10 protein-coding genes are annotated in these 14,005 nt (G+C 44.5%); 7 read left to right on the top strand and 3 right to left on the bottom strand.

What is annotated here, in order from left to right:
* Positions 1-31 precede the first annotated feature (31 nt).
* The 7 genes from AC1DRQ_RS08740 (at position 32) to AC1DRQ_RS08770 (ending at position 11,587) form a co-directional block, all read left to right on the top strand.
* Positions 32-1,678: a hypothetical protein gene (locus AC1DRQ_RS08740; RefSeq protein WP_477423688.1), complete on the top strand. Its 1,647-nt coding sequence runs from the start codon at positions 32-34 to the stop codon at positions 1,676-1,678.
* A gap of 52 nt (positions 1,679-1,730) precedes the next feature.
* Positions 1,731-2,756 (top strand): GntR family transcriptional regulator, encoded by a 1,026-nt coding sequence (locus AC1DRQ_RS08745; RefSeq protein WP_477423690.1) that lies wholly within the window; start codon positions 1,731-1,733, stop codon positions 2,754-2,756.
* A 246-nt stretch (positions 2,757-3,002) separates the two neighbouring features.
* On the top strand, positions 3,003-3,563 hold the full coding sequence (locus AC1DRQ_RS08750; protein WP_477423691.1) for an RNA polymerase sigma-70 factor: 561 nt from the start codon (positions 3,003-3,005) through the stop codon (positions 3,561-3,563).
* Positions 3,564-4,044: 481 nt separating this feature from the next.
* Positions 4,045-5,247, top strand: coding sequence for a FecR family protein (locus AC1DRQ_RS08755; protein WP_477423692.1), 1,203 nt, complete (start codon positions 4,045-4,047; stop codon positions 5,245-5,247).
* Positions 5,248-5,577: 330 nt separating this feature from the next.
* Positions 5,578-8,781 carry a TonB-dependent receptor gene (locus AC1DRQ_RS08760; RefSeq protein ID WP_477423694.1) on the top strand — a complete coding sequence of 1,068 codons (3,204 nt, stop codon included), beginning with the start codon at positions 5,578-5,580 and terminating at the stop codon, positions 8,779-8,781.
* 25 nt (positions 8,782-8,806) lie between these two features.
* Complete coding sequence (locus AC1DRQ_RS08765; protein WP_477423695.1) at positions 8,807-10,606, top strand: RagB/SusD family nutrient uptake outer membrane protein; 1,800 nt, start codon at positions 8,807-8,809, stop codon at positions 10,604-10,606.
* A gap of 15 nt (positions 10,607-10,621) precedes the next feature.
* Positions 10,622-11,587, top strand: coding sequence for a BT_3987 domain-containing protein (locus AC1DRQ_RS08770; protein WP_477423697.1), 966 nt, complete (start codon positions 10,622-10,624; stop codon positions 11,585-11,587).
* A gap of 87 nt (positions 11,588-11,674) precedes the next feature.
* On the opposite strand, the gene AC1DRQ_RS08775 is transcribed toward AC1DRQ_RS08770, so the two are convergent.
* The 3 genes from AC1DRQ_RS08775 to AC1DRQ_RS08785 form a co-directional block, all read right to left on the bottom strand.
* Positions 11,675-11,893, bottom strand: coding sequence for a hypothetical protein (locus AC1DRQ_RS08775; RefSeq protein WP_477423699.1), 219 nt, complete (start codon positions 11,891-11,893; stop codon positions 11,675-11,677).
* 176 nt (positions 11,894-12,069) lie between these two features.
* A complete protein-coding gene (locus AC1DRQ_RS08780; protein ID WP_477423701.1) occupies positions 12,070-13,038 on the bottom strand; it encodes an ABC transporter permease in 969 nt (322 codons plus the stop codon).
* On the bottom strand, positions 13,019-13,999 hold the full coding sequence (locus AC1DRQ_RS08785; RefSeq protein ID WP_477423702.1) for an ABC transporter ATP-binding protein: 981 nt from the start codon (positions 13,997-13,999) through the stop codon (positions 13,019-13,021). Before AC1DRQ_RS08785 ends, AC1DRQ_RS08780 begins: the two co-directional genes overlap by 20 nt.
* Positions 14,000-14,005: the final 6 nt, after the last annotated feature.

Below are 14,005 nucleotides of genomic sequence, written 5' to 3' on the forward strand. Positions count from 1 at the left end.
CATTTACAAATAATTAAAAACACAAGTGTTCATGAGATCTAAATTTTTTTCGCTCATCTTTCTTGTTGTAATGGCTTCGGTTATTACCATCCGTTCCTTCGCGCAAAAGTCAAAACCGGCGAGCGCTCCGAAAATTGTCAACATAGTCAATTTCATTCGGGATATCGAACCGCGTGACGCCAATGTCACAAAAGACGTGCTATATCAAACTGTAGTTAACCAGATCAAGCTGATGAAGCAATATCACCTCGGCGGTACTTTTTTATTGCAGTATGACGCCCTGATTGACAAACGCTATCAGGAACTTCTTAAAACATTGCCAAAGGATGAATTTGAAATCGGTGGCTGGTGGGAATTGCCGCAGCGGCTCATCGAAAAGGCCGGTATCAAATGGCGGGGAAAATATGCCTGGGACTGGCACTCCGACGTAGGTTTTTCCGTGGGCTATACGCCTGCCGAACGGGAAAAGATCATTGACGTTTATTTCGCCGATTTTAAGCAAATATTCGGATATTACCCCAGATCGATCGCCTCGTGGGTAATAGATGCCCATTCCCTGAATTACATGTATGATAAATATAAGATCGTTGCAACGGCAAATTGCAAAGATCAGGTAGGCACTGACGGCTTCACCCTTTGGGGAGGTTACTGGAACCAGGCGTATTACCCGAGCCGGGTTAACGCCTACATGCCCGCGCAGCATGCAGACAAACAACTACCCGTCCCTGTTTTTAGAATGCTGGGAAGTGATCCAATCAGGCAATATGCCGATGGGCGCTCAGTAACCACACTGGAGCCGGTTTACTCCCATGCGGGAGGGAACGAGCAGTGGATCAACTGGTTCTTTCAGTCATTTGCCAACGACCCTTCACTGGGATACAACTATACGCAGGCAGGCCAGGAAAATTCGTTTACCTGGCCTGCGATGAAAAAAGGGCTGGAATGGCAAATGCCGATCATTGCCCGGCTAAAAAGCGAGGGAAAAGTCCGTGTAGAGACCATGGCCCAGTCAGGTGAATGGTTTAAAAAAACTTATAAAGTTACCCCTGCAACCACCTTTACCGTAAGTAAAGATCTCGGTGAGAGCGATAAGAAGACGGTTTGGTATAATAGCCGGTTTTACAGGACCAATCTGCTTTGGGAGAATGGCAGCCTGCGTATTACCGATATCCACATGTTTAACGAAACGGTCCCGGACAAATACCTGAAGGATGTAACTACCGTCAATCAAAGTTTTTTTTATACGCTTCCCGTAGTGGATGGATCTCAGTGGGGGAAACGCGGTAATCCTGAGGGCTTCCGTTTGATGATGACCGAAAATGGCCAGGAAGTACCGGTGCATGGCGGGAACCCAATATTTAGGAACATAAGAAGAACCACGGCCAGCGCTTCCTGGCCGGTGGATAAAGGCTTTTTCAAAATTGATATGAATGAGAAAACTGTAACTATTACAGCCATCAAAAATCCCGCCGCCGATTGGTTTCTCGACCTCCATGTTGCCGAGGGAGCTAAAACCGCGCTTAAATCAATAACTGGTAACAGCGCTCAATATGAATTTGACGGGCATGCTTACCAGCTGAAAACTAAACTCGGTACGATCGAGAAAACGACAAATGGTAGTTTATACCGTATTAGGCCACACAATCAGCGTATCGTTTTAATGCTGGCAGATCAATAAGATCTGTCGGCATTCTAGCGGTAAAATCAGTTAAAAGTTATTACATGTATTCATGAAGAACTATCTGAAGATATTACATCTTGACGATCACTCGTTGACGCCATATCATCGGCAACTGTCTGATGCAATTATGTTGGCAGTTGACCGTAAACAGCTTGAATTGAATGATGTGCTTCCTTCTATCAATGACCTCAGCATTGCCCTTGATGTATCCCGGAACATTGTCACCAAAGCCTATAGTACATTGAAAAAAAGGGAAGTGATTGGATCAGTACATGGCAAAGGGCACTTTATCAAACAGGTTGAAACCCGCCGGTCACGGCGCATATTAATGTTGTTCAATAAACTGAGCAATCAGAAAAAAATAATTTATGATGCTTTTGCCAGTAACCTATGCGAGGGAGATTACATTAACTTCTTTATCTATAACAGTAATCTGAATTTATTTAAAAAAATACTGTACGAGAAAATGGATCATTTCGATAAGATCGTAGTAGCACCCCATTTTGTATGTAACGATGAGTCGCCTACTGATGTGTTAAAGAAAATTCCGGATGGCAAATTGATATTGGTAGGAGGTTTTTTAGAAGGGCTAAATGGGGCTGTTTCGATGGTATATGAGGATTTCGAACGGGATATTTTTAATGCTTTGAGCCATATGTTTAGTTATATCCGTAACTATCACGGGATCACGATGGTGTTTCCCAAGAATAGTTATTACTCGACAGGCATCATTAAGGGGTTTCTCACTTTTTGTAAAAAGTTCAACTGCGAATACCGTATTATCCCCAATGCAAAGAGCGAACCGATTAGTAAACGTATGCTTTACATTACCCTTACCGATGATGACCTGGTCGATTTGATCACCCAAGCCAAGGAAGAAAATTTGGTTCTAAAGGAAGATTTCGGCGTGATTTCGTACAATGAAACACCCTTTAAAAAGTTAATTCTGAATGGCATCACAACCATTTCTGCAGATTTTAGCTTTATGGGTGCCAAAGCCGCAGAACTGGCCAAGTCGGGGATAACTGAACAGATTAAGGCCCCGTTTTATACGACGATCAGGCCATCTATTTGAAACTTTATATGCTTGATTATAAAGGGATAGGTGTACAAAGCGTTGAAACACTTGGGTACAGTTAGTTTAATATATAAAATAACTTTGTAGTAAGGCTTGCCGGACGGAGGCGACCTCCTGTTGGCGATGTAAACCAAATTTTTTATACCAATATAAGCATTAAAAACAGTCGCTTGTAGTTGTGCGTCTCATTCACGATGCCCAACATTACATACGGCGCAAATTATAATAAGCTCAAGTGTCGATATGATCACTCCATGCAAAGATGAGGACTTACTAAATTTGTTGAGAAACGATGATGAGGTGGCCTTCAGCGAGATTTACAACAAGTATTGGCGCAAGTTGTACATTGTGGCGGCCAATCGTGTTGATCGTGAAGAGGATGCGGAGGAAATTGTGCAGGATATTTTTACCGCATTATGGTCACGTCGTAAAAGCATAGAGATAACAGATGAAGGCTTTGGCAGGTATTTAACAGCATCTGTCAAATACCGTGTAATTAAGACATTGGGTAAATATGCTATCAGGCAAAGTTATTTGAACGCAATCCCGGCAGATAGTTGTATTGACGACTCCACGCAGCAATGGATTGCTTTTGAAGAGTTGAAGGATGAACTGGCCAAGTATGTTAAACAGCTGCCCGAGAAATGTCAGTTGGTATTCAAAATGAGTCGCGAACTTGGTTATTCGCAAAAAAGAATTGCCACCGAGCTGTCCATATCCGAAAAAACAGTAGAAGCGCATTTGCAAAAAGCTTTTAAAACTCTTCGATCTAAACTTGCAAGTATTACGCTCACTCTTCTTTAAACGTTTACTACACAAATCCTTCCCTCAAAACAGCAACTTCCGACAATGTTACCATCATAGCATATGGTTTAATGTTCCCGCCCTGATCAAGGCAGAATAGATAGTGTCAGTAGCATTAAGTGTTGTCTCATTTAACACCTTCTAATGTTACACCTCTAATAAAAACTTTGCAACAGTAAAGGCCCCTTTTATTTTTTTAGCAGCTTGCCATTTTTTTCAAACTGTCCCGGACACCACCAGCATCAACACCGGTGTTTTCAGCTTTTAACAATCGTTTAAGTTAGAACATCGGCGGCTTTGAACGACTACGCTGATTTCAATAAGATTTTTACCCTGGCGGTTACAGGAATTTCTTGAGGGCATACTTTATTGTAAACGGTAGGGGCGGTCAGGTCTAAAAAATCGGCAGCCAGTCGAAAAAAAAAATCAGGAGCAAGTAGGGGTTTAGTGTGAGCAAAAGGATATATAGGTAAGACCAGTTATGACAGACAGAAAGCGAATACTTGAATTAGCCACCAAGTGGTTGACCGGAGCTATAACGTACGAGGAAAAAAAGGAATTTGCACGTTGGTACAACGGCCATGACGATACTCGTTTCGAATCATCCGCCACTGGGGAAGAGGCCCTTAAGAAGCGCATGTTTTTAAAAATTATAAAGGATATAAGGCCAGGAGATAATTGTATAAAATCTATACGAAAAACCAAATGGCGATGGCCGATTGGTATAGCTGCCTCTTTATCTACACTGTTTTTAATTTCTATCTTTTGGCACTCATTTAGGCGAACTGACACCCTCAGTCCAAGCAATCATAAAATGCCTACACTGACGCTGGCAAATGGACAGACAATTATGTTAAACCCGCAACAAAAAGGAATTATTGCAGGTGAAGACATTAAATATGTGAACGGTGACCCGATTCTGGTGTCAAATAAATCGACTGCTCACGACATACTTCATGCATCAGGAAAACAAAGTCTTCGGTTAACCACACCCAAAGGGTTGATTTATCAGGTCACCCTGCCAGATGGTTCACGAGTAATGTTGAACGCCGGGTCGACATTAAGTTATCCTTCGAAGTTTTCAGAGAATGAGCGTATAGTAGAACTGGAAGGCGAAGCTTTTTTTGAGATCAGTAAATTAAATATGCCGGCCAAATTTACCAATAAAGGCAAAGAGGCTGCGAGCACCAGGGTTCCGTTTAAAGTCAAAACCGCAGGCCAGATCGTGGAAGTTTTAGGTACGAAGTTCAACTTGAATGCCTACCTGGATGACCGGACAACGCGAACTACCCTTGTGGAAGGGGTTGTCAAAGTATCGACAGGTGGAGCTGGCATGAGGTCCGCCAGACTTTCACCCGGGGAACAGGCGCAATCCGACGCGAAAGGATTATCGGTACGGGCCGTCGACACGGAGCATTACACATCGTGGCGTAACGGGTATTTTTATTTCGACAATGCCAGTATTCCCGCGGTATTAGCGCAAATGCAGCGCTGGTACGACTTTCATACCGATTATGAAACGAATGATATTGATCAGGTATTTTCCGGGAAGATTCCTCGGAACATTAACCTTGCAGAAGCAGTCAATATTTTAAGAAAGGCTGGTATTCCTATCCGGCTTACAGACGATAATCAAGTCATTCTCGGCTCAACAAAAAAAACCAATAGTATAAACCAAAATTAAATCATTATGAGAAAAATCAGAGACGCATAACACAGAAGCATAAAACAAACGGAGGTGTTAAGTCCACCCACGTCTATCATTTCGCAAATACCGGCGTATTCATCGACCCGGACATTTAACTGGAGTTGTATTCATTCATCCCCATAATGCAAAACTATGCAATTAAAATTTTTATTAAACTACATGGTCAGGAAATATTGTGACGGCGCAAAGCTCAGGCAAGGTCTCCTGATACTAATTTTTTGTTCATCACTTTCACTGGAGTTGACGGCAAAGAGCTTTGCCCAGCAAGTTTCAATCCAAGTGCACAATCAGCCCTTGGGCGACGTTTTGAAACAAATAGAAAAACAAACCGATTATACCTTTTTTTACAATGCGAAAGAGGTCGATATTAATGCCCCCGTTTCTATTAACGTCAATAAAACAGAAGTCACCAAACTGGTGCGAAAGTTGTTCGAAGGAATGCCCTATCAGGTCGAGATCCAGGGCAGGGTAATTATTATCAATAAGAAAAAACCGGATTCGTCCCCCGGCGACAATAAAATTCAAACACTAACCGCGGAACCGGCGCACCAGGTTTCCGGACGCGTTACCGATTCGCTGGGCAAGACCCTGCCCGGTGTTTCGGTAGTAATAAAAGGAACATCACGTGGAACGGTAAGTGATGAAAATGGCAATTATCGTATCTCCGCAGAAGCTGGTGAGGTCATTGTTTTTAGAATGGTCGGCTTTATAAGTCAAGAGGTCACCGTAGGCAATCAAGCCAGAATTGATGTCGTATTAAAAGAAATTTCGTCTGGGTTGGATGAAGTAGTTATCGTGGCCTTTGGTGCACAGAAAAAGCTGACTACTATCGGGGCACAGAGTACGATTAAGGCAGAAGATCTTAAACAGCCAGTCGCTAATATCTCCAATCTGATCGCCGGCAGGGTTGCCGGAATCGTGGGTGTTCAGCGAAGCGGGGAACCTGGTTACGATAATTCTGAAATCTATATACGGGGTATCTCCACTTTTACCAGTAGCTCCCCATTGATACTCGTTGATGGAGTGGAACGCTCTTTTAACAATATTGATCCGGAAGATATTTCCAGCTTCAGTGTTCTGAAGGATGCCTCGGCGACAGCACTTTATGGGGTAAGAGGCGCTAACGGTGTGATTATTATACAAACCAAAAAAGGTCATGTTGGGAAAACCGCGATCAATGTGCAATATGATCAAGGCATGACGCAATTTACCCGGTTGCCACAATTTGCTGATGGCGTAACTTATATGAATATCGCCAACGAAGCATACAAAAATAGTTTTCCATCTGATCCGAATCCCAGGTACTCCGCTGAACGGATTGCTGCTACTAAATCGCAATCTGATCCTGACCTTTACCCGGATGTCAACTGGATGAATGTTATTTTAAATCGGTTTGGCCAAAATCGGAGGACAAGGGTAAATGCTAACGGCGGTTCGGATAAGGCGCAGTATTATCTTTCGGTGGGTTATTATGACGAAACCGGCATGTTTAAAACGGATGAACTGGCTAAATATAATTCTACCATGAAATTTACCCGGTTCAACTTTACATCAAATCTTACACTTAATGTCACTAAAAGCACAAAGGTTGATTTCGGTGTTTCCGGATGGATCAGTAATGGGAATTATCCCGGATCAGGTACGGGCAGTATTTTCGATGCGGCTTATGTATTAACGCCGGTGACTATTCCCGCCCGTTATTCCAATGGACTATTTTCTAAGATCAGAACAGCGGATGTCAATAACCCGTATACGATCCTGACACAGTCCGGTTATTCTACGGAATTCAGGAGCCAACTATGGAGCAATCTGCGCCTGACACAGAACCTTGATTTTTTAGTTCCCGGTCTCTCGTTAACGGGTATGTATTCATTTGATAATTACAACAGCCATCAAATAGCCCGGACGAAGTCGGTCGACGGGTTTCTGGCTACCGGCCGTAATGAGGCCGGCGAACTTGTCTTTGAGCAAACACAGATCGGTACTAACTATTTAGGTTACAGCAGGAATAACGGAGGTACGAGGCAGTTTTACCTTGAAGGCGCGATCAACTATACGAAAAATATCAAGAAGCATAACATCACCGCCATGTTATTATATAATCAATCTGATCGGGTGGATGCTTTTGCTGGCGATTTTATCAGCTCCATACCTTACCGGTATATGGGACTAGCAGGCAGGGTTACGTACGCTTATGATAACAAATACCTTACTGAGGTCAATTTCGGTTATAATGGTTCGGAAACTTTCGCTCCTGAGAAAAGATTCGGATTCTTTCCTTCATTTGGTTTGGGCTGGGTTGCATCGCAGGAGAAATTCTTTGAACAATTACAGAGCGCTTTTTCGCTCCTCAAGTTCAGGTTCTCTTATGGCACAGTAGGTAACAGCAACATTGGCGGCAGACGCTTTGCTTATATCAGCACTATTACCGGGCAGGGCGGTTATAATTATGGACAGAATAACACCAACAATAATATTGATGGTTTAAATTTCGGTGATTATGCCGTGGATGTATCATGGGAACGGGCCACGAAATATAACCTTGGAATCGAGGTCAGGACCTTGCATGACGCATTATCGATAACCGCTGATGTGTTCCGGGAAAAAAGGACAGGTATATTCAGGCAACGGGGCGATGTGCCTTTATCTGTTGGTATACCTAACCTGCCGTATGCTAATTTGGGTAAGGTCAATAACACTGGTGTGGATTTAACCGTTGATTTTCAACAAAAGATAGGCGATTTTAATCTTGGCATCAGGGGCAATATCAACTGGAACAGGGCTATTGTGATCGATGATGCAAACGCGCCCTTCCCATATCCATGGCAGCAGCGTATTGGCCGCAAGCTTGGCCAGCGGTTCGGTTACATCGCGGAAGGCGTTTATCAGTCTGATGCAGACGTGAGCAACAGCCCATATCAACCAGGCATAAACAAAGCGGGCGATATCAAATACAAGGACCTGAACGGCGATGGTAAAATAGACTCATATGACCAGGCGCCAATCGGTTATGGCAGCATTCCCGAGATCGTTTATGGCTTTGGTCCGACTATCAGGTGGAAGAACTGGTCAATAGCCGGTTGGTTTAAAGGAATAAGCAACGTTGATATTTTATTAAACGGAGACGGGCTGCAACCATTCAGACTCGGGGGTGAGCGCGGCAATCTTTTCAGTGCGGTTACCAACCGTTGGACGCCTTCGAACCCGAGTAATGATGTACTTTACCCGAGATTAACCTACGGAAATGACAATATGAACTATGAAACTAGTTCCTGGTGGACCAAGAACGGCTCTTTCCTAAGGCTTCAAACAGCCGAGTTAAACTACAATTTTAGCAAAACAGCTTGGTTGTCCAAAATTGGCGTCTCGAATTTAAACGTCTATTTCATTGGATACAACCTGTTAACCTTTAGTGAATTCAAATTGTGGGACGTCGAGCTGGGCGATGGAAGAGGCTCCCAGTATCCACTACTAAAAACCTATAATCTGGGTTTAAGGTGTACGTTTTAATCAGCCAATTTTTAACAGAAAAAAGATGAATCGACAAATAAAACTTAGTTTAATACTATTGTTATACAGTGGTATTTTAGGCTCCGGATGTAAAAAATACCTTGATCAGGTTCCCAATGACCGAATCACGATCGAGGAAGTTTTCCGCAAAAAGGCTTCTTCTGAACAATTTCTGGCCAATATTTATAGCGTTGTTCCGGACGAATCGAATGCAATAGATGGCTACCCGATGGTGGGGTGTAGTGACGAAGCTGATCTCACCTGGGCGGGTGGTCCGAATTACCCCGTAAACATTGGTAACTTAAACCCGGCAAATGTAAATAACCTCTTTGATCGTTGGGGATATTATTATCAGGGTATCCGGTCTGCTACTTATTTCATGAACCATATCAATGAAAACGTAGAGATCAAAGCACTCAATGGTCAGCAATTAATTGACCAGTACCAGGCCGAAGCCCGTTTCCTGCGCGCTTACTTTTATTTTTTACTGATGAGGCAGTATGGTCCTGTTGTATTGATGGGTGAGGAAGTTACGCCGCCTGATGCCGCAGCATCGCAAATGCAGGTACCGCGCAGCTCATTTGACGACTGCGTAAACTACGTGGCCGGTGAATTAGATAAAGCGGCAGAAGTGTTACCGATTCAGCCGCAGCGTAATGGCCAGGTCAGTGATGCGGAGTTCGGTCGTATTACCAAAGGTATTTGCCTGGCCGTTAAATCCCGGCTTTTACTTTATGCGGCAAGTCCGGAATATAACGGCAATACAGAAGCTGCTTCCTTTAAAAACCAGGACGGCAAAGTGCTTATTTCTCAAAGTTATGATCCGCAGAAATGGAAAAAAGCGGCCGACGCTGCCAAGGCAGTTATCGACCTGGGTATTTACTCGTTATACAAAGACCCTTCCGGTAGCCCGATTAAATCGCTTGACGGGGTATTTTTTAATAGTTGGAATTCCGAGCAAATATTCGTCAGAAAAGGGAACGACATCGGTCGATGGGATGTACATGCCACTCCACGGCAGGCAGGAGGCTGGTGCGGTCTTGCACCCACTCAGGAAAATGTTGATGCCTATTTTATGTCAGACGGATTGTTGCCGTCCGAATCGCCGTTATATTCTGAATCCGGTTTTACCAACGTTAACGGTGTACAGGTATACAATATGTATATGAACCGCGAGCCGCGCTTTTATCATGATGTTACTTATAATAACAGTATCTGGCAAGGAGGTACCATGAGCGCTCCAGCGCCCATTACATTTTATATATCGGGCCCTAATGGCAGGAACGGGCATCCCACTGATTTCTCTAAAACCGGCTACTTGATCCGGAAGAACGTCGGCCCCCAAACAAACGTTGGCGCGGGCGGCAACGGACAGGTGCAGTCGCGGGTGGTAATTTTATTTCGTTTAGCGGAGATCTATCTGAATTATGCAGAAGCATTGAACGAGTTCCAGCCCGGATCGCCAGATGTGCTTACCTATCTGAACGCCATTCGCGAGCGTGCCGGAGTTCCCGGTTATGGCTCCGGAACAAATCCGTTACCGGTGCCGGCAGGCCAGGCGGCTATGCGAGCGAAGATACGTGCAGAACGCCGGATTGAACTTGCTTATGAGGGGCATAGGTTTTTTGACATACGGCGATGGAAGATCGCCCCACAGGTCATGGGCACTATGCATGGGATGGACATTAGTAAGGACGGGAACGATTTTTACAAAAGAGTGGCAACGGCAACACCACACTTGTTCCGGCAGTCTTATTACTGGTGGCCGATAGCACAATACGAAATGGACAGGAACAGACTACTGGTCCAAAATCCTTGGTGGTAATTAAACTCAAAAAAAATGAAGAAAAATATATACGGCAAGCTGATCATTATAGCTTTGATCATCTTTTGCCAAAGTTGTAAGAACGAAATAGTTCTTCCGCCTCAGGACGAATCGAGCTATAATCAATTGTACATGCCCCAGGCAGTCAACGGGGCAGTCAATGGAATGCTGGAAGTTAAACCTACCGAACAGTCCCTGATTTTTGGAGCAAACTATGGTGGCAGAGGCTACCCGGACCATGATATTAAGGTGTCATTCAAAGTTGACGATGCTTTAATAGCCGCTTACAATGCAGCAAACAACACCTCCTACAAAGTGCTTCCGCCCGCATCGTACGAACTTAGTGCAACCGAGGCAGTGGTTGCAAAGGGTAACCTGGCTACTGCACCGTTAAAGCTAATAGTTAAAACAACCGGAGACAAAGCGATACCTATGTTTACGACCTACTTATTGCCCATTACCATAAATGCGGACTTTAAGATAAATCAAAACCTCAAGACTACTTATTTTCTCGTCACATCCCAACCCAGTATCGCTGATTACCCGGACTATGACCGTACAGCCTGGTCGGTTATTGACTTTTCATCACAGGAGTCGAGCGGTGAGGGGCCAGATAATGGCCGCGCAGAGTTTACGCTCGATAATAACGTCAATACTTATTGGCACGCACAATGGACGGGCAGTGGCAGTGTCTTACCTCATCACATCACTTTTGACATGGGCGCTGTTAAAACTATTCATGGTTGCAATTTTACCCAACGTCAGATTAGCGGTAGTGGCGGTAAGGCCGATTCTGTTGAAATTCAAACAAGTGTAGATAAGATTAACTGGACAAGGGCGGCAGGCTTCCATTTAGACATTGTGCAAACACAGCAAAAGAAATGGCTGCTTGACTTCATAGACGCTCGTTACGTTAAATATGTCGTGGTCAGTACACATGGAGGCGTATATAGCAGCCTGGCGGAATTCGGTACCTATTAGGATGCTAAAGATCGTAATGAGAACAAAACAGCATATTCTACCCGGCCGGCTTGTACCGGCTGGGTGGAGTATGTTTGATGATCCAGATCAATGATGCCGCGTCAATTGCTGCGTGCCCTCAAACACACGGTAACGCAGCACTTTATTGGCGAGGCGGTCATAGTACCCCCCCCCCGTAATTTTACCGAGACTATATAATTGTACAACAAGCCCGTTTTCCTCCCGGTCAGTTAGGAAATCAGCCTGGATGATCGCATCCGCCTTCTCTGATTCACTTAGCGCATTATATTGTTCCATGGTCAGCATAGGGCTAATTTACGCAATTTAAATATCCGGTTCCTGCTAAGTTTCAATAAAAACAGGCCGGCCTGTTCGACGATAATCAACAACTGCATTCAAAGGATTCATTCCAAACAGGCTAGCCAAGGTCAAATCAAAACAGGATTTATCTGCCCTTACATCTTACACCATTTGATTTCTCATCAGCTGCGTATCTCACGCCGCATAAAAAGGTAATAAGCAAATGCAAAACTCCCTACTGCTGACGCTATTAAACCGCTTACCTGCGGCCAGACAATCATTACACTCTCTTTAAAAGGCAACGGCGCTGGTATGGCACCTGCCAGTTGCTCCATAGTTACCGGGCCGAGGCTGCGAACTGACGGCATCAGAAAGGTGGTGACTGCATCTGAGTAAAGCTGGTTCGGGGCCACCCGTTGCAGATTCAAAATAAGGTCATTATAACGGATAATATCGACCTGGGTAAGATAAGCCGGATCAGGTAAGAAGGACTTGACAATAAGGTTAATGACGATCTGGTAAAATATCGTAAAGAACAACCAGAGCCCTATTGCTGTAAGCGCGGCTGTTGCCCCTTGCTTAAACAAAATAGATAGCATGATAGATAAACTCAACCAAAAAGCGACATAGAGAATGGTGATCATAATGAACGCAAGTATGCGAAGCAGTTCCTGCGGTTCCATCCGTACACCGGTCAGGATTAACCCACCCCCGATCATCAGCAGAACCAATGCAAAAAACAAACCACTGACGACTACCAGGGCACTTACAAATTTGGCCAGCAGCAAATTGTCCCGGTAGATAGGCTGCGCCATCAAGCGTGTTAAGGTACCGCTATTCTGCTCTGAGTTGACCGCATCGAACCCTAAGCTGATGCCCAGTAAAGGTGCCAGGAAACTTAGGAATACATGGAAAGGCGGAATAGAATTGTCGGTTGTTGTTAATAGTTTCAGGTATAAAAATAAATGATCGGGATCTTTTGTGTTGCCCATTGCCGATTTGATGTTCGCCAGCGATACGTACATCGAAGCGATAAAAGTAAGCACGATGAGCGCAATCAATATGCTGAAGCGCCAGCTGCGTATATGATCCGCTATTTCCTTGTGAACCATAACGCTGAATGGCCTCATGTCAGGAGATTGACTTTTCATAGCTTGTATTTTTTGTACTGTTGGATTCAAAATATTTTTGATAGATATCGTCCAGGCCATAATTTTTTTGATTAACGCTAATTACGTCGCAGCCTTTTTCAACCAGGAAACGGACCAGAGCGGCAGTTATATCACGGCTGCTGGTAAACCCCAGCTCATTGTTGTTGATACTGATTTGGCTGATCGCAGCCCATGTTTTAAGTTCCGTTTCCAGCGGCCAGGGCTGGGGAATAAGCTGAGCAAGCCTGATGGAAGTAATATGGCTGCTGGTGCCGAATAATTGAGTGGACAGCGAACTGATATCGCCCTGTGCCAGTAATTTGCCGCCGACAAAGATGCCCACCCGGTCGCATACCTGCTGAACATGATGTAAATGGTGCGATGAGAGCAAAACGGTAAGTCCCTGTTGCCGGCTCAGTTGTTTGATCAGCGCCAGGAAATCTCTAACTCCGGTAGGGTCGATGCCTAGCGTCGGCTCATCAAGAATAATCACCTCCGGGTTCTTGATCAGCACATCGGCCAGGCCTAGCCGCTGTTTCATGCCGCGGGAAAAGGTCGAGGTCTTTTTATATTGATCTGTAGCAAGGCCCACGATCTCCAGCACTTCGGCCGATCGTTTTTTTAGTTCGTTCTCGGGTACGCTGTTCAATCTGCCGATATATACCAGATTTTCCAGCGCGGTCATGTTATCATAAAAACCGACGTTGTCGGGCATATAGCCCACTTTTTTCTTAACCGAGATAGGGTTGCTGGTTGCATTGTGCCCGCAAACGAAAGCGGTCCCGCTGGTGGGATCGGTAAGCCCGAGCATCATCAATATGGTGGTGGTTTTGCCAGCTCCGTTAGGACCCAGCAATCCAAAGATCTCACCCTTGTCGATATCAAGGTTTAAGCCGTCAACAGCTTTAACAAGGCCATACTGTTTGGTTAAACCCGTTAATTGTATAATAGGATCTTTCATTGGTAA

It is taken from the genome of Mucilaginibacter sp. P4_E8 (assembly GCF_056401495.1).

Coding starts and splice junctions, on each gene's coding strand:
- AC1DRQ_RS08740 (WP_477423688.1), top strand. CDS start 32: ATGAGATCTAAATTTTTTTCGCTCATCTTTCTTGTTGTAATGGCTTCG.
- AC1DRQ_RS08745 (WP_477423690.1), top strand. CDS start 1,731: ATGAAGAACTATCTGAAGATATTACATCTTGACGATCACTCGTTGACG.
- AC1DRQ_RS08750 (WP_477423691.1), top strand. CDS start 3,003: ATGATCACTCCATGCAAAGATGAGGACTTACTAAATTTGTTGAGAAAC.
- AC1DRQ_RS08755 (WP_477423692.1), top strand. CDS start 4,045: ATGACAGACAGAAAGCGAATACTTGAATTAGCCACCAAGTGGTTGACC.
- AC1DRQ_RS08765 (WP_477423695.1), top strand. CDS start 8,807: ATGAATCGACAAATAAAACTTAGTTTAATACTATTGTTATACAGTGGT.
- AC1DRQ_RS08770 (WP_477423697.1), top strand. CDS start 10,622: ATGAAGAAAAATATATACGGCAAGCTGATCATTATAGCTTTGATCATC.
- AC1DRQ_RS08775 (WP_477423699.1), bottom strand. CDS start 11,893: ATGCTGACCATGGAACAATATAATGCGCTAAGTGAATCAGAGAAGGCG.
- AC1DRQ_RS08780 (WP_477423701.1), bottom strand. CDS start 13,038: ATGAAAAGTCAATCTCCTGACATGAGGCCATTCAGCGTTATGGTTCAC.
- AC1DRQ_RS08785 (WP_477423702.1), bottom strand. CDS start 13,999: ATGAAAGATCCTATTATACAATTAACGGGTTTAACCAAACAGTATGGC.